Origin of the sequence: Herbaspirillum sp. RV1423 (assembly GCF_000577615.1) — a bacterium.
GTDB lineage: Bacteria > Pseudomonadota > Gammaproteobacteria > Burkholderiales > Burkholderiaceae_D > Herbaspirillum.
Genome location: NZ_CBXX010000017.1, coordinates 1 through 23,194, shown reverse-complemented (window position 1 = coordinate 23,194; position 23,194 = coordinate 1). Strand labels below are relative to the sequence as shown.

At 59.0% G+C, this 23,194-nt stretch carries 29 protein-coding genes and 1 pseudogene; 6 read left to right on the top strand and 24 right to left on the bottom strand.

What is annotated here, in order from left to right; genetic code table 11:
* The first annotated feature begins 498 nt into the window (after nucleotides 1-498).
* Nucleotides 499-1,494, top strand: a complete 996-nt coding sequence (locus RV1423_RS16250) for a ChuX/HutX family heme-like substrate-binding protein (RefSeq protein WP_034298552.1) — start codon at nucleotides 499-501, stop codon at nucleotides 1,492-1,494.
* Nucleotides 1,495-1,585: 91 nt separating this feature from the next.
* On the top strand, nucleotides 1,586-1,960 hold the full coding sequence (locus tag RV1423_RS16245; protein WP_034298550.1) for a DUF423 domain-containing protein: 375 nt from the start codon (nucleotides 1,586-1,588) through the stop codon (nucleotides 1,958-1,960).
* Nucleotides 1,961-2,041: 81 nt separating this feature from the next.
* Here the strand turns inward: RV1423_RS16245 and RV1423_RS16240 are convergent, their stop codons facing one another.
* The 9 genes from RV1423_RS16240 to RV1423_RS16200 form a co-directional block, all read right to left on the bottom strand.
* The gene (locus RV1423_RS16240; protein WP_034298547.1) at nucleotides 2,042-3,367 is read right to left on the bottom strand and encodes a DUF3100 domain-containing protein; all 1,326 of its coding nucleotides are present in this window, start codon (nucleotides 3,365-3,367) and stop codon (nucleotides 2,042-2,044) included.
* Nucleotides 3,368-3,599: 232 nt separating this feature from the next.
* Nucleotides 3,600-5,111 carry an aldehyde dehydrogenase family protein gene (locus tag RV1423_RS16235; protein ID WP_034298544.1) on the bottom strand — a complete coding sequence of 504 codons (1,512 nt, stop codon included), beginning with the start codon at nucleotides 5,109-5,111 and terminating at the stop codon, nucleotides 3,600-3,602.
* Nucleotides 5,112-5,138: 27 nt separating this feature from the next.
* Nucleotides 5,139-6,005, bottom strand: a complete 867-nt coding sequence (locus RV1423_RS16230) for an NAD(P)-dependent oxidoreductase (protein ID WP_034298542.1) — start codon at nucleotides 6,003-6,005, stop codon at nucleotides 5,139-5,141.
* Nucleotides 6,006-6,124: 119 nt separating this feature from the next.
* On the bottom strand, nucleotides 6,125-7,039 hold the full coding sequence (locus RV1423_RS16225; protein WP_034298540.1) for a LysR family transcriptional regulator: 915 nt from the start codon (nucleotides 7,037-7,039) through the stop codon (nucleotides 6,125-6,127).
* Between the two features lie 104 nt (nucleotides 7,040-7,143).
* Entirely contained in the window at nucleotides 7,144-7,824 is a 681-nt protein-coding gene (locus RV1423_RS16220) for a methyl-accepting chemotaxis protein (RefSeq protein ID WP_051516721.1), read from the bottom strand.
* 51 nt (nucleotides 7,825-7,875) lie between these two features.
* Complete coding sequence (locus tag RV1423_RS16215; RefSeq protein WP_034298536.1) at nucleotides 7,876-8,685, bottom strand: ABC transporter ATP-binding protein; 810 nt, start codon at nucleotides 8,683-8,685, stop codon at nucleotides 7,876-7,878.
* 55 nt (nucleotides 8,686-8,740) lie between these two features.
* Nucleotides 8,741-9,646: a nitrate ABC transporter permease gene (gene ntrB / locus RV1423_RS16210; RefSeq protein ID WP_034298534.1), complete on the bottom strand. Its 906-nt coding sequence runs from the start codon at nucleotides 9,644-9,646 to the stop codon at nucleotides 8,741-8,743.
* A gap of 35 nt (nucleotides 9,647-9,681) precedes the next feature.
* Nucleotides 9,682-10,854: a CmpA/NrtA family ABC transporter substrate-binding protein gene (locus RV1423_RS16205; RefSeq protein WP_034298712.1), complete on the bottom strand. Its 1,173-nt coding sequence runs from the start codon at nucleotides 10,852-10,854 to the stop codon at nucleotides 9,682-9,684.
* A gap of 438 nt (nucleotides 10,855-11,292) precedes the next feature.
* Nucleotides 11,293-11,916, bottom strand: a complete 624-nt coding sequence (locus RV1423_RS16200) for an ANTAR domain-containing response regulator (RefSeq protein ID WP_034298531.1) — start codon at nucleotides 11,914-11,916, stop codon at nucleotides 11,293-11,295.
* Between the two features lie 475 nt (nucleotides 11,917-12,391).
* Between RV1423_RS16200 and RV1423_RS29095 the strand changes: the two genes are divergently transcribed.
* On the top strand, nucleotides 12,392-12,550 hold the full coding sequence (locus RV1423_RS29095; RefSeq protein WP_034298528.1) for a DUF3309 family protein: 159 nt from the start codon (nucleotides 12,392-12,394) through the stop codon (nucleotides 12,548-12,550).
* A gap of 108 nt (nucleotides 12,551-12,658) precedes the next feature.
* The gene (locus RV1423_RS16190; RefSeq protein ID WP_231502321.1) at nucleotides 12,659-12,982 is read left to right on the top strand and encodes a hypothetical protein; all 324 of its coding nucleotides are present in this window, start codon (nucleotides 12,659-12,661) and stop codon (nucleotides 12,980-12,982) included.
* 151 nt (nucleotides 12,983-13,133) lie between these two features.
* On the opposite strand, the gene RV1423_RS16185 is transcribed toward RV1423_RS16190, so the two are convergent.
* The 12 genes from RV1423_RS16185 to RV1423_RS16130 all read right to left on the bottom strand — a co-directional run bounded on the left by RV1423_RS16185 (nucleotide 13,134) and on the right by RV1423_RS16130 (nucleotide 20,542).
* The gene (locus tag RV1423_RS16185) at nucleotides 13,134-13,349 is read right to left on the bottom strand and encodes a glycine zipper 2TM domain-containing protein (RefSeq protein ID WP_034298526.1); all 216 of its coding nucleotides are present in this window, start codon (nucleotides 13,347-13,349) and stop codon (nucleotides 13,134-13,136) included.
* 109 nt (nucleotides 13,350-13,458) lie between these two features.
* Nucleotides 13,459-13,770 (bottom strand): hypothetical protein, encoded by a 312-nt coding sequence (locus RV1423_RS16180; RefSeq protein ID WP_034298523.1) that lies wholly within the window; start codon nucleotides 13,768-13,770, stop codon nucleotides 13,459-13,461.
* Nucleotides 13,771-14,000: 230 nt separating this feature from the next.
* A complete protein-coding gene (locus RV1423_RS16175) occupies nucleotides 14,001-14,174 on the bottom strand; it encodes a CsbD family protein (RefSeq protein WP_034298522.1) in 174 nt (57 codons plus the stop codon).
* Nucleotides 14,175-14,380: 206 nt separating this feature from the next.
* On the bottom strand, nucleotides 14,381-16,393 hold the full coding sequence (locus RV1423_RS16170; RefSeq protein WP_373419967.1) for a PAS domain-containing protein: 2,013 nt from the start codon (nucleotides 16,391-16,393) through the stop codon (nucleotides 14,381-14,383).
* A 131-nt stretch (nucleotides 16,394-16,524) separates the two neighbouring features.
* Nucleotides 16,525-16,998, bottom strand: a complete 474-nt coding sequence (locus tag RV1423_RS16165) for a response regulator (RefSeq protein WP_034298518.1) — start codon at nucleotides 16,996-16,998, stop codon at nucleotides 16,525-16,527.
* A 96-nt stretch (nucleotides 16,999-17,094) separates the two neighbouring features.
* The gene (locus RV1423_RS16160) at nucleotides 17,095-17,724 is read right to left on the bottom strand and encodes a response regulator transcription factor (RefSeq protein ID WP_034298516.1); all 630 of its coding nucleotides are present in this window, start codon (nucleotides 17,722-17,724) and stop codon (nucleotides 17,095-17,097) included.
* A gap of 221 nt (nucleotides 17,725-17,945) precedes the next feature.
* On the bottom strand, nucleotides 17,946-18,263 hold the full coding sequence (locus tag RV1423_RS16155) for a BON domain-containing protein (protein WP_034298707.1): 318 nt from the start codon (nucleotides 18,261-18,263) through the stop codon (nucleotides 17,946-17,948).
* 107 nt (nucleotides 18,264-18,370) lie between these two features.
* Complete coding sequence (locus RV1423_RS16150; RefSeq protein ID WP_034298513.1) at nucleotides 18,371-18,748, bottom strand: hypothetical protein; 378 nt, start codon at nucleotides 18,746-18,748, stop codon at nucleotides 18,371-18,373.
* 139 nt (nucleotides 18,749-18,887) lie between these two features.
* Nucleotides 18,888-19,442 (bottom strand): ferritin-like domain-containing protein, encoded by a 555-nt coding sequence (locus RV1423_RS16145; RefSeq protein WP_034298705.1) that lies wholly within the window; start codon nucleotides 19,440-19,442, stop codon nucleotides 18,888-18,890.
* A gap of 58 nt (nucleotides 19,443-19,500) precedes the next feature.
* Nucleotides 19,501-19,812, bottom strand: coding sequence for a YqjD family protein (locus tag RV1423_RS16140; protein ID WP_034298512.1), 312 nt, complete (start codon nucleotides 19,810-19,812; stop codon nucleotides 19,501-19,503).
* Between the two features lie 286 nt (nucleotides 19,813-20,098).
* Nucleotides 20,099-20,314, bottom strand: coding sequence for a hypothetical protein (locus RV1423_RS16135; protein WP_034298511.1), 216 nt, complete (start codon nucleotides 20,312-20,314; stop codon nucleotides 20,099-20,101).
* 33 nt (nucleotides 20,315-20,347) lie between these two features.
* Nucleotides 20,348-20,542, bottom strand: coding sequence for a hypothetical protein (locus RV1423_RS16130; protein ID WP_034298510.1), 195 nt, complete (start codon nucleotides 20,540-20,542; stop codon nucleotides 20,348-20,350).
* 232 nt (nucleotides 20,543-20,774) lie between these two features.
* Here RV1423_RS16130 and RV1423_RS29875 point away from each other — a divergent pair, with 232 nt between their 5' ends.
* Together RV1423_RS29875 and RV1423_RS16125 are read left to right on the top strand one after the other, a co-directional pair.
* The gene (locus tag RV1423_RS29875) at nucleotides 20,775-20,972 is read left to right on the top strand and encodes a hypothetical protein (protein WP_155835128.1); all 198 of its coding nucleotides are present in this window, start codon (nucleotides 20,775-20,777) and stop codon (nucleotides 20,970-20,972) included.
* Between the two features lie 71 nt (nucleotides 20,973-21,043).
* Nucleotides 21,044-21,508, top strand: a complete 465-nt coding sequence (locus RV1423_RS16125; RefSeq protein ID WP_034298702.1) for a PA2169 family four-helix-bundle protein — start codon at nucleotides 21,044-21,046, stop codon at nucleotides 21,506-21,508.
* A gap of 65 nt (nucleotides 21,509-21,573) precedes the next feature.
* Here RV1423_RS16125 and RV1423_RS16120 read toward each other — a convergent pair whose 3' ends face one another.
* The 3 genes and pseudogenes from RV1423_RS16120 to RV1423_RS16110 form a co-directional block, all read right to left on the bottom strand.
* On the bottom strand, nucleotides 21,574-22,143 hold the full coding sequence (locus tag RV1423_RS16120; RefSeq protein WP_034298508.1) for an NADPH-dependent FMN reductase: 570 nt from the start codon (nucleotides 22,141-22,143) through the stop codon (nucleotides 21,574-21,576).
* Between the two features lie 83 nt (nucleotides 22,144-22,226).
* Nucleotides 22,227-22,952, bottom strand: a complete 726-nt coding sequence (locus RV1423_RS16115; protein WP_034298506.1) for an ABC transporter ATP-binding protein — start codon at nucleotides 22,950-22,952, stop codon at nucleotides 22,227-22,229.
* Between the two features lie 87 nt (nucleotides 22,953-23,039).
* Nucleotides 23,040-23,194, bottom strand: a pseudogene (locus RV1423_RS16110) (ABC transporter ATP-binding protein); the annotation flags it as partial.

Sequence of the window (23,194 nt, the reverse complement as noted above, 5' to 3'; positions counted from 1 at the left end):
TAGCGTCCAGAAGGCCGCACAATGCATATGCTGCCTTTTCGTTCGATGCGCCGAATTGCCGGGATAAAAAAAGCCCCGACCTTCGCAGGCCGGGGCTGAATCCAATTCATGAGGAGAACTGGAGGAGACGGTTATCACTCTATCGCAGCGCAACATCGCTCGCCAGTTGAATTACACAATGACACATTTTCAACATCCCGGTCACAAAGACTCCCTCTCAATATTCTGTAAAAAAGATTAACCGTCCTTGCTATTTCCTCGTGCATGCACAATAATTGATGAGAATTGTTCTCATTTGAAAAGTCTCGTACGATTCCCGGCGACGGTTTCCCCTATCTTCGCCGCGCAATCGGCAACTTGCATATTGGCAACCCGCCCCCATATGGGACGGAATCAAGCATACGGGCAAGCGGAAGAACCGGCTGGCGGGACAGGATACAAACCAATCCGCAGCTTAGGGAATATCCACCCGCAGCCGGAAACGAAGAAGGAAAGATCATGATGCGTCTGCGTCCTCTCGACGATCAACAACTGCCCAACCTGACCGACGTCCAACGCGTAGCCCTGCACCCGCACGCCACGCGGCTGCAAGGCGAATTCGCACCGTTGCTGAACCGTCTGACCGAACTCGGCGACCTCACCGAAGTCACGCGCAACTCCTCAGCTCTGCTCGAGAAGGACAATGTCAGCGGCGCGCTGTACGTCAAGAACGAGATTGAATTCGCGCCTGCCGAAGCCATGCACCTGCGCATTTTCTATCCGCAATGGGAACACGGCTACGCACTGGAAGAACACGACGCCTGCAGCGGCGGCAAGCAATACAGCCTGCAGTTCTTCGACCGCTACGGCAGCATGCTGCACAAGATTGTGCTGGGTGAAAACGGCGACATTGCGTCCTTCAGGCAATTGGTCAGCGATCATGCGGCGGCCGAACAGGTGTCCCCGCTGCATCTGGTCCTGCCGCAGGACGACGGCGACAGCGCCGACGTCAAGCAGATCGATGTCGACGCCTTGCGCGCGGAGTGGGCCCACACCCATAATCACGACGACTTCATCCAACGTCAGGAAGCATTCGATCGGCAGCGCCTGCGCAAGCTGCGTCTTGCCGGCAAGGCCTTCGCCTACCAGGTCGCCAACGATTCCGCGCGCGTCATCCTGCAGCGCATGACCGAGTTCGGCACGTCGATCATGGCGCAGGTCGGCAACGCCGGCATCGTGCAGGCTTATTACGGCAAGATCAAGAACATCCGCATCAAGGATTCACGCCTGAAGATCATGAACTCCGGTTTCCGCATGCAACTGCGCGAAGACCATATCGATTCGGTCTGGGTCGCGAAAAAACCGACCACCGACGGCATCATCACATCGCTGGAACTGTTCAACCGCCAGGGCGCGCACATCGCCAGCTTCCTCAGCAAGAAATCCAACGGCCAGCCGGAACCGCGCGAATGGCGCGACGCCATCATGCGCCTGATGCCGATATTCGGCGTCTGATCCGGTGCGGACAGGGCGGGCCCGCGCCCGTTGTCGAGCGGTCGCGGCAAAACCATTAGAATAGCCGCACTTCTTTTTTCGGAAATCACTCATGAGCGAACGTCTTCTCGTCATCCTGGCCGGCCTCAACATGTTCATTGCCGTCGCTGCCGGCGCCTTCGGTGCACACGGCCTGAAGCAGATCCTCGATCCCGACATGCTGGCGATCTGGCAGACCGCCGTCATCTACCAGATGGTGCATGCGCTGGGCATGTTCGCGGTAGCCCTGCTGATCCCGAAATTCGGTCCGGCCGTTCTTGGCTGGGCGGGCAGCGCGATGTTCATCGGCATCGTGATTTTTAGCGGCAGCCTGTACTTCCTGGCGCTGAGCGGCATCCGCTTCCTCGGCGCGATCACGCCGATCGGCGGCCTGGCTTTCCTGGCGTCGTGGCTGCTGGTGGCATGGGCGGCCTACAAGGCGCAGTGAATTCAGAAGCAAGAAAAGAAAACGGCCGGTGCTGATGCACCGGCCGTTTTGCATTGTGCCTGCGCCAACAATCAGTGGAGGTCAGTGAAAGAATTCCGCGATCAGCGTAGCGCCGATGAAGGTCCCCGCGTTCGCCGCAAACGACACCAGCACGATGCGCCAGCCCAGCTTGCGGAACGCCGGAATATCCTTGGCAATCGACAGGCCGGCGAAAGTCAGCATCGGCGTGATCACCGCCAGGAAGTTGATCTTGCCGGTGATCGCCGCGACGGCTTCCGCCCACGGACAGGCCGGCGAGGTCAGGAACATCGCCACCAGCGTGACCCAGCACACCGCCGGGATCTTCTTGCCGGTCAGGTTGCACAGCAGGTCGCCGACGAACACCGCGGCAATCATGATCACGATGCAGCCCACCGATTCCAGCGGCGCCACCTTGTAGGCGATCCAGTTGGCGATGATGGTCAGCACGCCCGCAAAGACCCAGGCGCCGACGCGGCCGGCCAGGTTGAGGTCGGCGACTTCATGGTGCGTCTGCGCCAGCAGGTTGTCGTCCGGCATGGTCGACGATGCGGTCGTGCGGCCGATGATCGGTTCCAGCACGCGGTAGCCCCACACCGCCAGCGGCAGCGAAATGAACAGCGTGAAATAGGTGCCGATGGTGGTCGTGATCAGGTTGCTGGCAGCGGCAAAGGTCGCCACGTCCTTGGCCATCTCCGGCGTCTGCTGCGCCGCGATCGCGCCGGCTGCGGCCGCCATCATGCTGCCGGAACCGACGCCCGCCCCCATCGCCAGCGCAACCGGATGAAAAATGTTCAGGCTGGTGATGAAGCCGGCGAAGATGGCGATGAACACCGCGCCGAACAAGGTGCCGGTAATGTATTCGGCAAGCACGCCGCGCCCTTCCGGCGAGTTCATGCCGTAGCGCTCGCCAATGATCGCCAGGCTAGGTTCGCGCCCCACCGAAAACGTCGCGCCGATCGCCTCGCGCTTGATGCCCAGCAGCAGCGCCAGCGGCAAGCCAATCAGAATGGTGCCGACGAAGTGGCCGAACTCCTGGAATACCAGCGCCCAGCCGGCGCCGATGATCTTGGGCAGCGAACTGCCGACCATCAGGCCCAGCTTGGCGACGAACAGCAGCAAAGCGGGCTGCAGGATCGCCGCCGCCCGGAACTGCAACGGCTGGGTCAGCGCCAGCGGTCCCATTCTGGATTGCAGGCTGCCGATGACCGCCCCCATGATCAGCGCCCAGACCATCGGCAGGAGTACAACTTTTCCCGGTCCCACCTTGAAGGCCACCGAACCGATCAGTTCAGCGACCACCAGGATCACGATTGCATAAACGTATAACTTCCAACTGGACAGGCCAGGCTGGATGACAGGTGCTGGTGTGGCGGATGCTGCTTGCATGTTTCCCTCCGGATCTTGAGTCCTGTGTTGTATGAGGACGATGAACAAGCCGCCATGTCGAGCGGCCCTCCCTGGTGCGTCTATTCCTTGTACAACGATTTATTTGCGGTTTTCCCGCGATCTTATTGCCCGGCGTCAATAATGCCTTGCGCGCCGTTCCTTCGCAATGAAAAATGCAAACGTTCTCATCGCAGGAAAAGGGCTGCCGCCCTTTTCCTCACTCTTTTCCAGCTTAAACGTAACCGAAAGTCGCGACCGGTTCCTTGGCCGTTTCCACCCACACGCTCTTGGTTTGCGTGTATTCATACAGCGCCTCGACGCCGCTGGAACGGCCATAACCGCTTTGCCCGTAGCCACCGAACGGTGAAGCGACATTGATGGTCTTGTAGCCGTTGATCCAGAAAGTGCCGGCATTGACGCCGGCCGCTACGCGGTGCGCGCGGGCGACGTCGTTGGTCCACACCGCCCCGGCCAGGCCGAAATCGCTGTCGTTGGCGATGCCCACCGCCTCTTCCTCAGTGTCGAAGGGGATCACCACCACCACCGGGCCAAAAATTTCCCGGCGCGCCACGTCCATGTCGTTGCGGACATCGGCCAGCACGGTCGGTCTGATGAAAAAGCCCGGCTCGGCAAAGTCCTGCTCCGCCGTCGCCAGCCGCGCGCCGCCGCGCAGCCCGTCGGCGATCATGCTGCGCACGTGTTCATATTGCTTGCGATTGGAAATCGGACCGACTTCGGTTTGCGCATCCGACGGCTGACCGACCTTGATCCTGCCGGCGCCGTTGGCCAGCATGGCGACGAATTCCTGATAGACGGTGCGCTGGACCAGCAAACGCGAACCGGCCACGCAACTCTGTCCCGCCGACGAAAAGATCGCCGCCTGCGCGCCGAGGCAGGCGCGCTTCAGGTCGGCATCCTCAAACACGATATTGGCGGACTTGCCGCCCAGTTCCAGCACGCATGGCAACAGGCGGCGCGCGGCGGCTTCGGCGATCTTCTTGCCGGTCTGCGGCGAACCGACGAACACCACCTTTTTAATGGTGCGATGATCGATGGCGGCTTGGCCGACGGTATGGCCGTAACCGGCCAGCACGTTGATCAGCCCCTTGGGCACGCCGGCCTGTTCGGCCAGCGCAGCCACCGCCAGCGAGGTGAACGGCGTCAGTTCGGAAGGCTTCAGCAACACTGCGTTGCCCATCGCGATCGCCGGCGCCACCTGCCAGCCGCAGGTGAAAATGGGCGCATTCCACGGCGTGATCTGCAGCACCGTGCCGACCGGCTCGCGACGCGTGTAGTTGAGATGCGAACTCGGCACCGGAATCACATCGCCGTAGAACTTGTCGCTCCAGCCGGCGTAGTACTCGAACATCTCGGCGACCTTGCCGACTTCGCCGCGGCAATCGCGGATCGGCTTGCCGGCGCTGAGCGATTCCAGTTGCGCCAGGGCTTCGGCGTTGCCGCGGATTTTCTGCCCGATGGCGAAGACGATGCGGCCGCGCGCCGCGTGCGTCAGCTTGCACCATTCCACCTGCGCCGCCAGTGCGGCCTCGGCAGCCTGCTGCACGATCTCGGCGCCGGCGTCGCGGTAGCTCAATGTCGCCGCGCCGGTGGCCGGGTTCTGCAAGGCGATGAGGTCGCCGCTGCCTTGCACCAGTTTGCCGCCGACGTAAGAGCCGACAAATCCGGCGCCCTGAAAAAACGGCGCAAACGCCGCCAACAATTGTTCCGCTTCATTCAATTTCATATAACGCTCCTGACGATGTTCGGTGATTTATTTTTCAATGAATTGCACGATGCGATTGAAATCCTCGCCATCGGCCAAGGTCGCGCTGCTGGCGGCCCACAAGCGGCCGACTTCGCCGGACAGCGGCGCGGACATGCCCAGATCCGCCAGCAAACCCATCGCCAGGCGCAAATCCTTGCGCATGAGCTTCATCGTGAATCCAGAGTTGAAGGCGTCGTTGGAAATCCAGGTCGGATAATTGGCCTGGGTGACGCCGCTGCGGCCGGAGCCGGCATTGATGCCTTCGAAGATCTGTTGCGGATCGAGTCCGGCGGCGGCGGCGATGCGCGCCGCTTCGCCGGCGACGATCAGGTGCGCGCCGCACATCAGGTTGTTGAGCAGCTTGGTGACGTGGCCGGCGCCGACCGGGCCGACGTGAATGCGCTTGGCGCTCATGGCTTCGAGCACCGGCGTCACGGCAGCAATGTCTTCTGCAGCGCCGCCCAGCACCATGGTCATGGAACCTGTCGCCGCGCCCTTGGGACCGCCGCTGACCGGCGCATCGATGAAGCGCACGCCCTTGTCCGCCAGGGCTGCCGCGACTTTGCGCGTACTGTCGGGATCGGCGGTGGTGGTGTCGACGACCAGCAAACCCGGTTTCGCGCCTGCCAGCAAACCGTCGGCGCCGAACACCACGGCCTCGACGACATCCGAGGTCGGCAAGGACAGGATCAGCACATCGACGGCCGCCGCCAACGCCGCCACCGACGCAACGATCCCGACGCCCTCGCGCGCGATGCCCTCGGTCGCAACCGCCGCCGGATCGTAACCCGACACCGTAAAACCGCCGCGCTGCAGCGACAACGCCATGCCGCGCCCCATATTGCCCAAACCCGCCACACCGATATGCTTCATGCCGCTCCTCGTTGAAAATAATCAGACGGGTCCAGTGTGCAAGCGGCGTGAACGAGCGTCAATTACATCGAAAAGCAGACTTTGTTCTATTTAAGAGAACGCAGGAAATGCGCGGCGAATCAACTGGTGACCTGAAAGGCCTGCATCAGCGAACTCGCATACGACACAAAACGGTTCGCCGCCACCGACAGCTTGCGGCCGACACGCGTGACCAGATGCACTTCGGCCTGCGTCAGCACATCGTCTTCGAGCGGTATCGCGAACAGCTCTCCCGCCGCCAGTTCGGTCGACACCGCAAAGCGCGGCAACAGGGTCACGCCCAGTCCCGATTTGACGAAATGCTTGAGCACATTGATGGAATTGGTGGTCAGCGCCGGATTGAGCTTGACCTTCGCGGCATACTCGGCCAATGCCAGCAATTGCCGCGTGCCGTAAGAGGAATGCATCAGCCCGATCGGATATTCGCTGAGTTCCTGCAAGGTGCAGGACTTGCTGTTGCGCAGCGGCGAGCCGGTGCTGACCACGGCCAGCATCGGCTGCCGCTGCACTGCGCGCGAGACGATCTTGGGATCGGTCGGCGGGTTGTAGACCAGGCCGATTTCCGCAATATCTTCGGCCACCAGGCGCAGCACGTCGTTGGTGCCGGCCAGATCCAGCGATACGGAAATCTGCGGATGGCGTTCGCAGAAATAGGCCATCGGCCGGCTCATGAAATCGCTCACGAAACCCTCGCCGATGACGATGCTGACATGGCCGCGCTTGAGGCCGCGCAAGCCTTGCAGTTTGGACAACAGGTCGGCCTGGTGGGCGCCCTGCTCACGGTAGTAATCGATCAGCAACTGCCCCGCCTCGGTCGGCACCACGCCGCGCCGGTGCCGTTCCATGACAGGGATGGCGATTTCCTGTTCGAGCAGCGCGATCTGGCGGCTCACCGCCGACGGTGCGATATCGAGCTTGTCGGCCGCCGCGCGTACGCTGCCGCACTGGACCGCTTCAAAGAAATAGACGAGACGCTGCTCGCTGAGCTTTTTCATTGCCCTTCCCTGTCCGTGTTGTTTTGAGTTGCCTCAATTAGAACAGAGTTTTCAATTTTCCCTTATTGACGAACCTCAGGTGGTAATACAGGCTGCAACGAACGCTAGGCTGTGGCACCGCTCAACGCCACCCGCACGAGATCGTCAATTTCGGTGGTGATGTTCGACAGCACGCCGGCCACCACGGAGAATTCCTTGCCGGCCTGCCCGGCGCGCGCCGCCACGATGCGAGCGTTGAAAGACACCATCTTGGCCTGCTTGGCGATGGTCTCGATGTCGGTCATGATGCCGCGCAATTGCTTCTTCATGAGTACGGCATGGCGCTTGGATTGCTCTTCGTACACAGTGGTGATCTGGTTCAGGATGCCCAATAACGGCGTGGTGATGCGCACCAGTTCTTCGAGCAATGCCGGCGCATCGCGCAGGCCGTCTTCGATGGCGTTGAGCGTGCGTTCGGCCAGGTCGATGAAATAGACGATCTGCGCGTCGCCGTCGAGCTTGCCGAAATAGGCTTCGCGCAGTTCTTCGCAAAAAATCCCGGGCAAGATGTCGGAACCCTTGACCAGTCCCGCGTGCGCGCCGCGGAACAGACCCAGCGCTTCGCGCGCGATCTTCACGGCGCCTTCGTGGCGTTGCGAAGCCAGCACCGCATACAGCACCAGGCGCTGCGACGTGAAACGACGCCGTCCCGACAGATTGATCAGCGCACCGAACACTTCGCCCGACAAGGGCCTGGTGTCGTCGGCGGTTTCGTCCTTGCCGGTCTTGCCATTCTGCAGCAGCATGATGTGCCCGGACGCCATGGTGTTCCTTTCGCTTGAGTCTGGAAGATTTCCTTACGCCGCTTCTTTGGCCGGATGCGCCTGTTTGCGGTAAAGAAATTCGAGCACCGCGGTACGGTATCCGGCATATTGCGCATCCTGCGCCAGCGCCACGCGCTCGCGCGGACGGGCCAGCCCGACGTCGAGAATCTCGCCGATGGTTGCCGCGGGACCGTTGGTCATCATGACGATGCGGTCCGACAGCAACACCGCTTCGTCGACGTCATGCGTGACCATGACGACGGTCGATCCGGTCTTGGCGACGATCTTCAGCAACTCGTCCTGCAGGTGCGCGCGGGTGAGCGCATCGAGCGCGCCGAACGGTTCGTCCATCAGCAAGACTTTGGGCTCCATGGCCAGTGCGCGAGCGATGCCGACGCGTTGTTTCATGCCGCCGGAAATTTCGTTGGGACGCTTGGTTTCGGCCGCCGTCAGGCCGACCAGCGCCAGCGCCGCGCGGGTGCGTTCGCGCAACTGGATGCGGCTTTCTGCGCCGCCGAACACGCGCTCCACGCCGAGGTAAATGTTTTCGTAGCAAGTCAGCCAGGGCAGCAGCGAATGATTCTGGAACACCACCGAGCGTTCCGGCGACGGCCCTGCGATTTCGCGATTGGCGCACAGCAGCAGCCCTTCGCTCGGCTTGAGCAGACCGGCAATCAGGTTGAGCAGCGTCGACTTGCCGCAGCCGGAGTGGCCGATCAGGGTGATGAACTCGCCCTTTTGCACGCTCAGGTTGATGTCGTGCAGCGCATGGAAAGCCCCCTTCTTGGTGTGGAACACCATTTCGACGCCATTGATGTCGATAAACTTGTTGTGCATGTCCATCAGAATCCCCCTGGTTGCTTCGTTAGGCGTTAAGTCGTTTCGGTTGAAATCGAACTCAGTTGCTGACCTGCTCGTAAGTGAAGGCCTTGGCCAGCGCCACCAGCAGTTGTTCGAGGATCAGGCCGACCACGCCGATCACCACGATCGCGATGATGATGTGCGGCACGTTCAGGTTGTTCCATTCGTCCCAGACCCAGAAGCCGATACCGACGCCGCCGGTGAGCATTTCCGCAGCCACGATCACCAGCCACGCGGTGCCGATGGCCAGGCGCACGCCGGTCAGCATGTAAGGCAATACCGATGGAAACAGAATCTTGGTGAGGATCTTCCACTCGGACAGGTTCAGCACGCGCGCCACGTTCATGTAGTCCTGCGGCACGCGCTGCACGCCGACGGCGGTGTTGATGATCATGGGCCAGATCGAGCAGATGAAGATCGACCAGATCGCCGCCGGGTTGGCCGACTTGAACACGAGCAGGCCGATCGGCAGCCAGGCCAATGGCGACACTGGTTTCAGCAGGCTGATGATGGGACCGAACATGCCCGCCAGGAAGCGGATGCGGCCGATCATGAAGCCCAGCGGGATGCCGACCAGCGCGGCCAGGCCGAAGCCGATCGCCACGCGCTGCAGCGACGCCAGCACGTTCCAGCCGATGCCCTGGTCGTTGGGACCGGTGCGGTAGAACGGATCGGAAAACAGCTTCAGCGCTTCCTGGAACGTCACCAGCGGCGTCGGGAAACTGCTGTTCTTTGCCGCAATGATCTGCCATACCAGCACCAGGAAAGCGATGCCGGCCAGCGGCGGCAACACATTCATCAGCCAGCCGGCCAGCGGCAATTTTCTCCGCGCCTGCTTTACCTTTGGCGGAACAGGCGCGGCGGCAGTAGTGGCGGCAACAGTAGTAGTCGCCGTCGCCGGCTTGAGATTCTCATTCATCGTCGTTTCCATGACTGCGCTCATATCGATTCCTTCACTTGGGGCTGCTGCCGACTGTCTCAGGCCTTGATCTTGAACGATGCCGCATAGGCTTTCGGATTCTTGCCGTCCCAGACGGCGCCGTCCATCAGCTTGGAAGTGCGCATCGGATCCTTCGGAATGCTGGTCTTCGTCATGGTTGCCGCTTCCTTGTACAAGTCGATCTGATTGACCGCCTTGGCCACGGCCAGATAGTCCGGATCATCCTTGAGCAAACCCCAACGGCGATGTTGGGTCATGAACCACATGCCGTCCGACAGGTAAGGGAAGTTGACCGCGCCGTCGCCGTAGAACTTCATGTAGTTCGGATCGTCCCATGTCTTGCCGAGGCCGTTCTGATAGCGGCCCATGATGCGTTGATCGATGACATCCTTGCTGGTGTTGACATAGGATTTGTCGGCAATGACTTCGGCCATCTTGTTCTTGTTGGCCAGCGATGCATCGATCCATTTGCTGGCATCGAGGATCGCCGCCATCATGGCGCGACAGGTGTTCGGATATTTTTTGACGAAGTCGAGCGAGGTGCCGAGGACTTTTTCCGGATGGTCCTTCCAGATATCCTGCGTGGTGGTCGCGGTGATGCCGACGCCGTCGACGATGGCGCGATGGCCCCACGGTTCGCCGACGCAGAAACCGTCCATGTTGCCGACGCGCATATTGGCGACCATTTGCGGCGGCGGGACGGTGATGACCTTGGCGTCCTTCATCGGGTTGATGCCGTTGGCGGCCAGCCAGTAATACAGCCACATGGCGTGGGTGCCGGTCGGGAAAGTCTGGGCGAAAGTGTACTCTCGCTTGTCGGTTTGCATCAGCTTGGCCAGCGACGGGCCGTCGACGCCGCCCTTGTCGGCAATCTTCTTCGACAGCGTGATGGCCTGGCCGTTATTGTTGAGATTCATCAGCACGGCCATGTCTTTCTTCTGGCCGCCGATACCCATCTGCACGCCATAGATCAGCCCGTACAGGACATGCGCCGCATCGAGCTCACCGTTGGTCAGCTTGTCGCGCACGCCGGCCCAGGAAGCTTCCTTGCTGGGCACGATTTTGATGCCGTATTTTTTGTCGAAGCCCAGCACCGAGGCCATCACCACCGAAGCGCAATCGGTCAGCGGAATAAAACCGATCTTGACTTCTTCCTTCTCCGGCTTGTCCGAACCGGCGGCCCAGGCGCCTCCCGTGGCTAGTCCCAACATGCTCGCTCCCGTTGCAAGTCCTGCAGTCTGAATCAATTGACGACGCTTGAAATCCACTTCACAGACAGCTTCCACGGCTTTGTTCGATTGTTGCTCTTTGAATTCCATCGCGTTCCCCATTATTCAGCGGCAAATAAAAAAGGCGTCCCTTCGGCATGCACTGAGTCATGTCGAAAGACGCCTTTGTCTTGGATGATCCGACCGCCATTGGCCGAATCGTTCATTGCGCAAATCTTGCGCTATGTCCACCATTCAGCAAAGAACATGCCAAGCCGGCTTGAAAAGCCTGAAAAGCCGCATCGCCAGAGGAAAAAACAGGTCTCCGGCGACCTCGGAAAGATATCTGGAACAAGGGAGAAAGCGGCAGCGCAGACGCACCGCCTTTGTGCTACGCACCAATTTGGCGGTGCAGATGCCGTGTGCTGTGACGGAAAAATGTCAGCCGAGCAAGTCTTCGACATCCAGCAGGCGCTGGGCGATTTCGGAAAGTTTGAGGTTTTTGTTCATGGCCATGCTGCGCAGCTTTTGGTAAGCCTCGTCTTCGGAAAGCTTGTGCCTGGCCATCAGCAGCCCCTTGGCGCGCTCGATGACCTTACGCTCGGCCAGCTTGTGCTTGGTGTCGGACAGCTCGGCGCGCAGCTTCTGCTCCTGGCGGAAACGCGCCAGTGCAACGTCGAGCACAGGCTTGATGCGCTCGGCCTGCAGGCCGGCCACGATGTAGGCGGTGACGCCAGCTTCCATGGCGGCTTCCATGCTACTGGTGTCGTCGTCTTCGGTAAACATGACGATGGGACGGCGTTCATCGCGCGTGGCGATGACGATGTGCTCCAGCACGTCGCGCGCATCCGACTCGGCGTCGATGATGATCATGTCGGGCTGCAACTGGGCGATGCGTTCAGGCAGATAGAGGTCGGCCGGCAACGAAGCGACGATGTCGTAACCCGCTTCCAGCAAACCAATGCGCAAGGCCTTGCCGCGCTCGGCTTGCTCTTGCAGCACAGCGTCGCTCTCATCGGCATGGTCGATAATGGTGTTGACGACGACGATGCGTAGATTGCGCATGTGGGGTTCCAATGTTCGCCTGGACATCGTGATTCGATTCTGAACTCGTTACGGGCCTGAGAGACTGCACGTTCACCCGAATATTTCCATGATGCAGCCGGGCGAATAGTAACCCATTTGGAAATGCAGGACACTTTCCATCACTTTGTGAGGTATTTGCAAATGCACCGCCGGGATGCATTTCCGACACATCAGTCAACATCCGGCAAGCAAAAATCAAACCAGAAGCCACGCCCCACAAGCGTCGAGAATATGCCGGATGCCCTACTCCGGCAATCGTCTTTTCTTACAGGAAATCGAGGCGCACGCCTATCTACGCCGGCCATGACGACTGCTAACATCCATGCGTCATCTCCGATTCACGCAGGAGAACGAAAGTGCGTTTCCAGACATCGGCGCCATGCGTTCAACGCCCCGGCGGGATGCATGGCGTTGACGACCGTTGCAATGCCCGCAGCACAACAAGGAGAACAACATGACCCTCGGCACCATACTTCTGATTATCCTTATCCTGATCCTCCTCGGCGCCCTGCCGACCTGGCCGCATAGCCGGTCGTGGGGTTATGGCCCCAGCGGCATCGCCGGCGTCGTTGTCGTCATCCTGCTGGTCCTGATACTGCTGGGACGACTGTAGAGGAGGCGGGTTTTCCTGCCGCGTCGGGCGGCAAACAGGATATGATGAGCGGCGTTGCATCACCAAGGTGCAGCGCCGCTTGTCATTTCTATCGAATGGGAGCCCGCAATGATGAGAAAAAATCGCCAAAAACGCCTTGTACTGCCGCTCTTGGTGGCTGTCGGCATTGCCGCCCATGCATCGGCCTTTGCCGCGGAAGAAGACGTTTCCAAAGAAGATCCACAGCGCTGGTATCAAAGCGACGACACTGCAAAACTGCACTATCAGAACCTGGTGAAGGAAGCCCGCGCCGCCGGCGCCCAGGCACTGCAGGAATGCAAACCGCTCAAGGGCGGTGCAGCCCGCGCCTGCCGCAAGGAAGCGCGCGACCATATGCGTAGCGACCTGGCGCGTGCAAAACGCATCCTCAAGGCCAGAACCGCCGCAGAATAGGGCGGCACCTTACCATCGCTGCCCGTGCTCAAGGCATCGAGTCCGTCGACCAGACTCATGCACAAGCAATGCGGACAAAGCAAAGGGGACCGCCTGGGTCCCCTTTGCTTCTGGCTGCATCGGACAGACACAGACGCAGAGACAGACGCGCTTATTTGCCGATCTGATTACCGATCACGCCGCCGACCGCCGCGCCGCCAGCGGTACCGATGCCGCTGCCGCCGGTCAGGACTGCGCCGCCCACGGCGCCGACACCCGCGCCGATGGCCGTATTCTTGTCTCGTTGCGACATGCCGCTGCAACCGCTCAGGACCGTCAGGGCACAGACAGTGATCGAAGTCACCACGGTTTTATGTATTTTTTTCATAACGACACCTTTTTAAAAAATGGTTGATGCTGCGAATGCAGCAAGTCAATTTCTTCGCGTGCCCCGATCAGGAGCAGATATTTTTTAGACCTTGCCCGCTGGGAGAGTTTCACGCTGCCGGGCTGCGCAAACATTCGCTTACACTTGTCGCGTCGTCGGGATTGCATGCGCGTTTTTTCGGCCGCATGTGCTCGTACACAATGACGGCATTGCGGATGGCGTCAGGACGTTTTCTCTGCACCATGTCGAGGTAAAGGAATTTTTTCTTGTCCCGTATTGCTCCCACTATCGATTTTCCCGCGCCCGTCTTACCCTTTGCTGCAGCTTGGGAAACGTAGGCTGTCCCGCTGTCGGCGACGGCGGCAGAACACGCCAGTGCGCCGGCCAATACGATCGAAGCGACGATACATATTTTTTTCATGATCCCTCCCTCTGCATGCCGTGCGCATCACGACGCGGGAATGTTCAATTGATAAGCAAGTAAACGTTCCTGTATTGATGGAATACGTTCCAAGTACCGCCCCATCATGACAAAATCAGGTACCGCTCGACAGCCGTGCTTTTCCGATTCTGCCGTAAGACAATTCCTACACGGAACAATGTTCGGGAAAGGAAAAATGGGAGCCCAGGCTCCCATTATTCATCTGCGGATCAGCGATCCTTCAGGGTTTCCTTGGCATCGCCATAGCTTTTCTGGACATTGCCGTCCATTTGTTTTGCAACGCCCTTGACTTGCTGGCTCTTGCTGCCGACTATTTCTCCGGCCTTTTGCTGAACCTTGCCCGCTACCTCTTTTGCCTTGCCTTGAACTTGATCTTTATTCATGATCGCTCCTGAAAGTTGAGAGAGCAGCTACCGGTCGTCTCGGACAGTCAACTGCACGTGTTTCCGCAAGCGAAAACGCGATAATTCATCTTAACGAGGAGGAGATCGAGCGACCATAAGACAGCCCCGCTTTGCAGCGTAGGACAAGGCGCAAACAGGGAGTCAGTCAGCGGAAACGGATGCGGTCGAGGGGGCAGAGTCGGACATCAGGCTGCGGTCGCAGGCGACAGCGGCAAGCGGATGGTGATGGTCGCGCCTGCGCCAGGCACGGAACGGATCGCCACATTGCCGCCGAAGAACGTGGCGCGTTCGCGCAGCCCGCGCAAGCCGTACGTCTTGTTGTTGTCCTGGCGTTCCTGCGGAATGCCGACGCCGTTGTCGCGCACCGTGAGCGACACCTGCTCTTCGTCGACATCGAGGATGACATCGACCCTGCTTGCCTTGGCATGCTTGGTGACATTGTTGAGCATCTCCTGCAGCATGCGGTAGATGGCGATTTCCATCTCGTGGCCAATGGCGACGTCTTCATCCGGCAGGCTGGCCTTGCAGGCCATGCCGGTACGCTCGGCAAGCTCGTCGAGCTGCTCGGTGATCGCCGCCTTGAGGCCGAACAGATCGAGCATGTTGGGACGCAATTCCGTCTGTATGCGCCGCGTGGTGCTGACCAGGGAATTCATCAATCCCTGCATGCGCGGCTTGCGTTCCTGCCATCTGTCGTTGTCGGGGAATATCTTGTAGACGCTCTCCAGATGCATGCTCAGCGCCGTCAGCGAGGCTCCCATGTTGTCGTGCAGTTCGCGGGCGATCGCCCGTTTTTCTTCTTCCCGCACCGTTTCCAGGTGATTGGTGAGTTCGCGCAGCAAAGCGGTGCGTTCTATCACGGTTTTTTCCAGTTGGGTCTCGCGTTCGCGCAGGGAATCTTCCGCGCGCTTGCGTTCCGAAATGTCAGTGCTGATGCCGATCACGCCAAGCACATTGCCTGCCTTGTCGAACCAGGGCACGCGCGTGGATTGGTAAGTGAACACGCCATGCTGCAGATGCAAGGTCTGCTCGATGGTCTCCGGCAGGCCGCTCGCCATGACGCGACGGTCATCCTCGTCGATCTGGCCAACGTCTTCTGGCAGGAACAATTCGTGGTTGGAGCGGTACATCGCCTCCTCCCAGGTCTTGCCGACCTGCTGCAGCAAGGCCGGATTGGCAAAGATCAGCAAGCCCTGGCGATTCTTGACGAAAATCGGTTCGCGCGTGCTGTCGCTGACGGCGGTCAGCAACGAATTGGTCTCGGCCAGCTTGGCGGCGCTTTGCATGCGCGCGCCATATTCGCGATCGAGCTTGCCGGCGAAACGCCAGAAGGCGAACACGACCAGGGCGCCGTCGATGAGCGTCAGAAAAGGCAGCATCAACTGATCGGAATACAGGCCGCGTTCCGCGCCTTTGGCCACAAGAAGATTGAGGATCAGGATCAGGAGCAGCATGGACGGCAACAGCCGGCGCAGTATATTGCCTCCCGGCGCATGACTGATGATGATGGACATCAGCCGATGCGACGGCCGCGCCATGAGCAGCGCCGCCCCCATCAACAGGAATGCCAGCGCCGACAACACCGGAACACCGGCGGAATAACGCAGGAAGGTCAATTTGCTGATGCCGTACAGATAACCCACCAGCGGAATGGCGCTCAGTCCGATCAGCACGAAAGCCAGATATTCGGCCGGATAATGGCCGCCGCGGATGCGCAGGTCATGCAACAGCAAGATGAATGCAATCAGGAGAAAACAGCTCGCAGCCAGAGGATGGATCTCTGCGCCGAACGCGCTGGCGGTCGCCGAAAAAATCGGCAGTGCGGCAGACGGCAACGTCACGCCGAACAAGTTCTGCAGCAAGAAACCGGCGGCCAGCAGCAACAGCAGCATGGCGGTGAGACGAGCGGCGACAGTCAGCTTGCGGCTGGTCCTGCCGACGTTGACGCAATGTATGTACAGCGTTACTCCCGCAAGAATGAAACCGGCCGCCGTGCTGCCCTGCACGGCGATCAGGTCGGAAAGTATCTTGCGGTAATCGTCTTGTGCATAACAACTGATCAGCACCACGACGCCGAACAACACGATGATGGTCCCCAAGCCCATTGCGGCAGTAACGATGCTGGCGAAATTCGCTTGCGTGGCGACGTAATGTTCCAACGAAGAACTCTCGCCGATATCGTTTCGTACTGCCGTCATTTGCATGTGCTGGGATCCCTGATTTTTTCGTTGACTGCGCAAACAGGCGCGCAACCGCATGCAGTCACATTATATTGAACTGCGCCGGCGCATTGTGCGAATCTCAGGGCCGCGTTGCAGACGGCGACAGCTTATGCCGGAGCAAGGCCTGGCGGTGGGCCATTTTTTGGGAAGACCCCTCTGCCGCCGAGCTTTTCGATCAGGCTGCGCAATTTGGTGAATTCGGAAGACTTGTCAAAGAAGAACTGCACGCCGTACTGCAAACCGACACGGCGGTAAGTCGAGCTGACATGGTTGCTGAAAATGATCTTGAGTTCGTCATGGCGGCGATTGCCGGAGCGCGCAAGCCCCTGCAGAAGGTTCATGCCGTTGCCCTGCCTGAGCTGGATGTCGAGGATCAATACGTCATAGTTTTCGTTCTCCAACCGCGCCATGGCATCCTGCTCCGTGTCCGAATAGCCGGCCAGCACGACGCCGGGGATTTCAGCCAGGCTCTCCATGATAAGGTCGCGCACGTCCGCCGAATCTTCGACGAGAAATATCTTCAACGGCACATCCGGTGCATCTTCCCTCATCTTCGCTAATTCCTGCCGCACATGTTCCATGATAACTATCCAAAACGCCACGAATGAATCGGCATGTTGCCGCCTTCTCAGGCACTACCCGTGCTCGCCTGCCGGGCGCCGCCCGGCAACCGCCAATCAATCAATCAGATTGTTCTTGATGGCGTAATAAATGATGTCTGCATTGTTCGCCATATTCATCTTCTGCAGCACGCGCGAGCGATAGGTGCTGACCGTTTTTACGCTCAGGCACAGTTCGTCGGCAATCTGCGTCACGCCCTGTCCCTGGCCGAGCTTGTAAAAAATTTCGTATTCGCGCTGCGACAGCGTCTCGTGGAGCGGCTTTTCGGAATCCACCGGATCCGTTGTCAGCAACTCCGCCACGCCGTAACTGATATATTTGTGACCGCGCAGGATGGTGTTGATGGCGCTGACCAGGTCGGTCGCGAGCGCTTCCTTCTGCACATATCCGCTGGCGCCGCTGCGCAATACCTGTACCGCATAGCGGCTTTCAGGATGCATGCTCAGCATCAGGACCGGCAAGGCCGGCTTCTCGCGCTTGATCTGTTTCAGCACTTCGACGCCGCTCTTGTCCGGCATCGCAATATCGAGCAGGACAATATCCCACTCCTGAGTACGCACCAGGCGGATCGCTTCTTCCGCAGTACTGGCTTCGCCGCCGACTTCCATATTCGGAATGTCCGCAATGAAATGCTGGACTCCGGCGCGCACGACTGCGTGATCATCGACTACCAATATTTTTGTCATAGTTTTTTACGAGCACCAAAACAATGCTGCATCTCTTTTTTGATCGGACAAATGCAGTCGAACTGCGTTATTTCCTGTCTGTTTTTCTACAGCCTTCTTGTCATCTGTTCGAGTGATCCGGAGTTCCGGATGCCTTCCGCGGCTAACTATACATTAATACGATTCCCGATTTCCATTCGGACGCCTTTCGGGCGACGGCCGCAACCGCCGCCCTTGCTGCGTTATTTCAGGCGCAGGTCATTCTTGACCGACTTTACACCCTGGACGCCGCGCGCCAATTCGGTGGCGCGGCTCGAAGCCGTTGCAGAACTGACAAAACCGCTCAGTTGGACCACGCCCTTGTAGGTTTCCACATTGATCTCGGCCGACTTCAGGTTGGGTTCCTGGAAGATGGCGGATTTCACTTTGGTGGTGATGACGGCGTCATCGACATATTCGCCGGTGCCTTCCTTGTTCGGCCCGGAAGCGCAGCCGACCAGCGATACCATCATCAGCGCGAGGAAAAGGCCCATAAAACGTTTGGTCAAAGATAAAGTCATGATGATCTCCTTGTTGGTAAATTCGACGACAGATTGCTTACGATTGTTTTTATGGAGAAGCATCGCTACCTCTCCATGACCTTGCAGCTACAGATACATGGAGGCAATTACTTGCCGTATTGAGATTTTGCTGCTGTCTGGCACCGATCCTTTTCCGCGCCGCTCAGGGCGTCGCATTTTTCCTTGGCGACCTGGTATTCGGCGTCATTGGAAGTCTTGGAAGCGTCCTTGCGGGCATCGGTGGTTTTGCGCTTGGCCTTGGCATCGGCCACCGCTGTTTCGTGGGCCGCCTTTGCTTCCTTCCGGCACACATCCTGCTCATTGCCCTTGAGCGGCTTGCACTTGGCCTTGGCGGCCTTGTAATCCGCATCGGCCGCTGCAACATCTGCCTTGTATTGAGCCTTGACGGCATCGGCCGCACCGGCCATGCCGTGTGCGCCCAGAGCGGCGGAGGCGAAAATGCAGGTGGCGATGAATTTTTTCATTGAAACTCCCTTGGTTTAAAAAAAGGGGATCGCCCATGGCGCACCCCGTCATCCATGCAGCAATGGAAGCGGCGCAATCAGTGCGCCAATCCTTGTTGCGCTCTTCAAAAAATTGCGGCTACGCGCCGAACTGGCGCAGTCAATCCAGCAGGTCGCTCATGTCGTTGGCGTGTTCCTCTTCCTTCGCCATGATGGAAATGAGCAGATGACGCGTGGTCGGATCATCGTCGCCGATGCGTTCTATCATCTGGCGGTAGGCTTCGATGGCAATACGCTCGGCCAGCAGATTGGCGCGGATCATCGATTTGATGTCGCTCGAATCGTCATAGTCCGCATGGCTGCGCTCGGAAAGCCGACGCGGATTGAAGTCCGGTTCGCCGTTGAGCTGGACGATACGTTCGGCGATCTGGTTGGCGTGTCCCTCTTCTTCCATCGCGTGTTGCAGAAACTCGGCCTTGATAGGCTCATTCTCCAACCCCGACGCAGTGAAATAGTGGCGTTTATAGCGCAGCACGCAGACCAGTTCGGTCGCCAGCGCATCGTTGAGCATGGACACGACTTCCTCGCGGTTGCCCTTGTAGCCCTGCGTAACGGCGCCGTCGCTCAATTTCTTTGCTGCCTCGCGCACCTGCTCTCGGTCGATATGAAACGGCTTGTCTGCAATGCGACGAACCGTCGATGGTTTGCTTTGCATGATCATGTTCCTCTTTTATCCGTTGGCTATATGGCTGGAGATAGGAGATTCGGCACTCTCATCGTCCGCAACTGCGCGACGCGCACAGGCCGATCAGCAAGCCGATACCGGTGGAGATGACGATGGCGCGCCAGGGATTGGATTGCACATAATCGTCGGTCGAGGCGACGATTTCCTTGCCGGCCTGGACCACATAGGATTGGATGCTCTGTGCCTTGATGAAGGCGCGGTCCAGGACTTCCTCTCCCTGGGCGCGCAGGTCTTCCGCCTTCTTGCCGGTCGCCACAGCCGCCTCGGTGAACAGTTCCTGCGCTTCCTGCAGCAGCGCCTGTACGTCGCTGCGGACGGTTCGTAATTTTTCTTCGTGCATTTTTCTCTTTCCTTCCTTGTTCGTTGGCCGCGTCAATACCTGCTCAATACAGGAGGTACTGAAGGATAAGCAGCATCAGCATGGGCATGCCCAATAACCAGCAAATCACCCGTTTTTCCATGGTTGCACCCGTTTCGGTATTTTTGTGTGATGAAACGAACCGCGTTGTCTCTGTTTGGGGTTTAACGATACCGACAGCCCGCTGCGACAGCGATAGGACTGCTGCTGATTGCCTTGTAGGACAAGGGCGCTAACTGCCAATGCACGTCAAACGTTAAGTTAAGGGTCAAGGCGTGGCGTCCTGGGACAAGTCGTCCTTGACGGCGACCGTCGGCATGGTCGGCGCCACGACATTGCCGCCCTCGCCTTCCCAACGTTGCAGCGCTTTGCGCTGGAGGCGCGCATCCTTGTTCTGCAAGCGATTGGCGCAGACGTTCAGGACCGCGATGACGGCCGCGCCGGACAATCCCAGCGCCAGCAAGAGATTTCGCTTGTTCAACATGGTTGCTCCTGTTCCTGTTGCATCGCTGCCGTGTCAAACCGACATCTGCTGCTTGATTGAACGCTTGATGATCCGGCGCGCCTCCCCCAATGTGCGCTGTACCTTGCCGGCTTCCTGCAATTGCAGCGCATCGCGGTGGCGCATCTGACTGCCGGTCAGGCGCGCCAGGTTTTCATGCAGGCGCCCCAGGAATATCTTCATGTTTCCAAGCAATTGATCTTTGTTCATGGCGCGCTCCTTGTTGATTCGGGCAGGGATGAAGCATTGAAACGTATCGTAACAATGCACTCAGGAAAGAGGTATAGGACGCCCGCCAATTGTCTTGTAGGACAAGATGAGAAGCCGCTCCGGCAAAGGCTTTCAATGGGTCACGATGGCGCTCCTTACGGACTTCTTCCCTTCCCCTCCTACAACAAGTTCGGCATAAGTCTGATGGAAGCGCCGTGCTGCTGCCGCTACGATGAAAACATCGGGTAGTGGTTCGATGCCATTACCTGATGGCAAAAGGCCCGCAGATTGCACCCGCATGCGCGTCTACCCGGTCACCTTGTTGACCTACCTTATTTTGGAGAAGCAAGTCATGGGTAAATATTTCCTTGCCTGGATACTCGGCGTTCCGGCATTCGCGCTGGTGCTGATCTATCTTTTTGCTCACTGAGCGTGCACTGATGCATGAGAAGAAAAAGAAAAACATTTTCTTTTTTCCTCAATTCCACTGAAAGGCACATGATGAAAAACGACAGACTGATAGACACGCTGAACGATCTGATTCAGATTTCCCGGGATGGCGAAGAAGGTTTCCGCGTCTGCGCCGAAGATGCTTCCGAGCGCCAGGTCTACTACAAGAATCAATTCCTGGAACGCTCGCAGGCCTGCGGCCAGACCGTGCTGGAATTGCAGAATATGGTGCGCGCGCTTGGCGGCGATCCTGTTACCCACAGCAGCGTCAGCGGCGCCTTGCACCGCCAGTGGCTGAACCTGAGGACGGCGATCATGGGCAAGGACGATGAGGTCATCCTGAACGAATGCGAACGTGGAGAAGATGCCGCCGTCGATGCGTATCGCAAAGCGTTGGCGGAAGACTTGCCGAGCGATGTGCGCCTGATCATCGAACGCCAGTACCAAGGTGTGATAGTTAACCACGATCGTGTCCACGCATTGCGCGATCAGGTACGGGCCAGGAAAGCAGCATAAGCCTTTACTTCCGACGCAATAGAAAAAGCGGCCTGCGGGCCGCTTTTTCTTCGAGCTCCATATGGCTACTTCTTGTACTGTTTGAGTTGCAACGCCAGTTCCTGCAACGCCGTCAGCAAGGTCTTGATGAACTCGCGCGTCGGCTCGTGCGTGAGCTTGCCGCTGGCGTCGAAGCGGTCGCCGGCGCCGCCTATCATGACTTCCGGCTTGTTGAGAAATTTGAGATCGAGGAAGACGCCGATCTGGCGCAAGTGATATTGCGCGCGTGCGGTGCCGATGGCGCCCGGACTGGCTCCCATGATCGCCGCAGCCTTGCCGGCGAACGGCTGTTCCGGCGGACGCGAAGCCCAGTCGATGGCGTTTTTCAGCAAACCGGGAATCGAATAGTTGTACTCGGGTGTCGAAAACAGGATGGCGTCGGCTTCGGCGATCTGTTTGCGAAGGCGCTCGACGGAAGGTGGCCATCCCTTGGCGCGCACATCGTCGTTGTAAAGCGGAATATCAGAGATATCAGCCTGTATCAGGCGCACGCCGGTCGGCAGCAACTCGGCTGCCGCGTGCAGGGCTGCGGTATTGTAAGAACCTGCGCGCAGACTGCCGGAAATGCCAAGAATGGTGATCGGGGTATCGCTCATTTCAATGTCCTTTATGATGGATTTGAATCTGCAAAACAGCGGAAATACTAGCCCATGCTACACCAGACTTGCGCATTCCCCCTCTACCCCTCGCCCAGATAAGCCGCCTTGACGCGCGGATCATTAAGCATCTCCCTGGCATTGCCGGTCATGGTGATCAAGCCCGACTCCATCACATAGCCGCGATGCGCCGCCTCCAGCGCCAGCTTGGCGTTCTGCTCCACCAGCAGGATCGTGATCCCCTGCGCCGACACCGTGCGGATCACCTCGAAGATCTTCTCCACCATGATCGGCGACAAACCCATCGACGGTTCATCCAGCAACAGCAGCTTCGGGTGGCTCATCAGGGCCCGCGCCATCGCCAGCATCTGCTGCTCCCCGCCCGACAGGGTCCCCGCCATCTGGCTGGCCCGCTCCTTCAACCGCGGAAACACCGTGAACCAGTGTTCGATGTCTTGCTGGATCTGCGCCTTGTCGTCGCTGGTGTAGGCCCCCATGAGCAGGTTTTCATGAATGCTCATGCGCGTAAAGACGCCCCGCCCTTCCGGCACCATCGCCAGCTTTTGCTGCACCAGGTGGAACGAGCTCTGCCCCTTCAGGGCCTGGCCCAGGTAGCTGATGTGGCCTTGCACCTTGCAGTTGGGCAAGGTGCCGGTGATGGCTTTCAGGGTGGTGGTCTTGCCGGCGCCGTTGGCCCCGATCAGGGTCACCAGTTCGCCTTCGTTGACTTCCAGGCTCGCGCCCTTGACCGCCTGGATGCCGCCATAGGCCACGCTGAGGTCGTCGATTTTTAAGATGTTCGTTGTCATGGTGGTTTCTTGAACTCGCTTCATCAATTAGGGTGTCGTTCCAGCGCACGCTGGGTCCCGGCTTGGGTCGGGACGACGGATCGCGATTTAGTGGCTGGCGCCCAGATACGCCTCGATCACCGCCGGGTTCTTTTGCACGTCGGCCGGCACTCCTTCGGCGATCGGCTTGCCGTAGTCCAGCACCGTCAAGCGGTTGCACAGCCCCATCATGAGTTTGACGTCGTGTTCGATCAGCAGGATGG

Excerpts from the sequence above, each read along its gene's own strand:
- RV1423_RS16250 (WP_034298552.1), top strand. The coding sequence starts at position 499 with ATGATGCGTCTGCGTCCTCTCGACGATCAACAACTGCCCAACCTGACC.
- RV1423_RS16245 (WP_034298550.1), top strand. The coding sequence starts at position 1,586 with ATGAGCGAACGTCTTCTCGTCATCCTGGCCGGCCTCAACATGTTCATT.
- RV1423_RS16240 (WP_034298547.1), bottom strand. The coding sequence starts at position 3,367 with ATGCAAGCAGCATCCGCCACACCAGCACCTGTCATCCAGCCTGGCCTG.
- RV1423_RS16235 (WP_034298544.1), bottom strand. The coding sequence starts at position 5,111 with ATGAAATTGAATGAAGCGGAACAATTGTTGGCGGCGTTTGCGCCGTTT.
- RV1423_RS16230 (WP_034298542.1), bottom strand. The coding sequence starts at position 6,005 with ATGAAGCATATCGGTGTGGCGGGTTTGGGCAATATGGGGCGCGGCATG.
- RV1423_RS16225 (WP_034298540.1), bottom strand. The coding sequence starts at position 7,039 with ATGAAAAAGCTCAGCGAGCAGCGTCTCGTCTATTTCTTTGAAGCGGTC.
- RV1423_RS16220 (WP_051516721.1), bottom strand. The coding sequence starts at position 7,824 with ATGCTGCTGCAGAATGGCAAGACCGGCAAGGACGAAACCGCCGACGAC.
- RV1423_RS16215 (WP_034298536.1), bottom strand. The coding sequence starts at position 8,685 with ATGGACATGCACAACAAGTTTATCGACATCAATGGCGTCGAAATGGTG.
- ntrB (WP_034298534.1), bottom strand. The coding sequence starts at position 9,646 with ATGAGCGCAGTCATGGAAACGACGATGAATGAGAATCTCAAGCCGGCG.
- RV1423_RS16205 (WP_034298712.1), bottom strand. The coding sequence starts at position 10,854 with ATGTTGGGACTAGCCACGGGAGGCGCCTGGGCCGCCGGTTCGGACAAG.
- RV1423_RS16200 (WP_034298531.1), bottom strand. The coding sequence starts at position 11,916 with ATGCGCAATCTACGCATCGTCGTCGTCAACACCATTATCGACCATGCC.
- RV1423_RS29095 (WP_034298528.1), top strand. The coding sequence starts at position 12,392 with ATGACCCTCGGCACCATACTTCTGATTATCCTTATCCTGATCCTCCTC.
- RV1423_RS16190 (WP_231502321.1), top strand. The coding sequence starts at position 12,659 with ATGATGAGAAAAAATCGCCAAAAACGCCTTGTACTGCCGCTCTTGGTG.
- RV1423_RS16185 (WP_034298526.1), bottom strand. The coding sequence starts at position 13,349 with ATGAAAAAAATACATAAAACCGTGGTGACTTCGATCACTGTCTGTGCC.
- RV1423_RS16180 (WP_034298523.1), bottom strand. The coding sequence starts at position 13,770 with ATGAAAAAAATATGTATCGTCGCTTCGATCGTATTGGCCGGCGCACTG.
- RV1423_RS16175 (WP_034298522.1), bottom strand. The coding sequence starts at position 14,174 with ATGAATAAAGATCAAGTTCAAGGCAAGGCAAAAGAGGTAGCGGGCAAG.
- RV1423_RS16170 (WP_373419967.1), bottom strand. The coding sequence starts at position 16,393 with ATGACGGCAGTACGAAACGATATCGGCGAGAGTTCTTCGTTGGAACAT.
- RV1423_RS16165 (WP_034298518.1), bottom strand. The coding sequence starts at position 16,998 with ATGGAACATGTGCGGCAGGAATTAGCGAAGATGAGGGAAGATGCACCG.
- RV1423_RS16160 (WP_034298516.1), bottom strand. The coding sequence starts at position 17,724 with ATGACAAAAATATTGGTAGTCGATGATCACGCAGTCGTGCGCGCCGGA.
- RV1423_RS16155 (WP_034298707.1), bottom strand. The coding sequence starts at position 18,263 with ATGACTTTATCTTTGACCAAACGTTTTATGGGCCTTTTCCTCGCGCTG.
- RV1423_RS16150 (WP_034298513.1), bottom strand. The coding sequence starts at position 18,748 with ATGAAAAAATTCATCGCCACCTGCATTTTCGCCTCCGCCGCTCTGGGC.
- RV1423_RS16145 (WP_034298705.1), bottom strand. The coding sequence starts at position 19,442 with ATGCAAAGCAAACCATCGACGGTTCGTCGCATTGCAGACAAGCCGTTT.
- RV1423_RS16140 (WP_034298512.1), bottom strand. The coding sequence starts at position 19,812 with ATGCACGAAGAAAAATTACGAACCGTCCGCAGCGACGTACAGGCGCTG.
- RV1423_RS16135 (WP_034298511.1), bottom strand. The coding sequence starts at position 20,314 with ATGTTGAACAAGCGAAATCTCTTGCTGGCGCTGGGATTGTCCGGCGCG.
- RV1423_RS16130 (WP_034298510.1), bottom strand. The coding sequence starts at position 20,542 with ATGAACAAAGATCAATTGCTTGGAAACATGAAGATATTCCTGGGGCGC.
- RV1423_RS29875 (WP_155835128.1), top strand. The coding sequence starts at position 20,775 with ATGAAAACATCGGGTAGTGGTTCGATGCCATTACCTGATGGCAAAAGG.
- RV1423_RS16125 (WP_034298702.1), top strand. The coding sequence starts at position 21,044 with ATGAAAAACGACAGACTGATAGACACGCTGAACGATCTGATTCAGATT.
- RV1423_RS16120 (WP_034298508.1), bottom strand. The coding sequence starts at position 22,143 with ATGAGCGATACCCCGATCACCATTCTTGGCATTTCCGGCAGTCTGCGC.
- RV1423_RS16115 (WP_034298506.1), bottom strand. The coding sequence starts at position 22,952 with ATGACAACGAACATCTTAAAAATCGACGACCTCAGCGTGGCCTATGGC.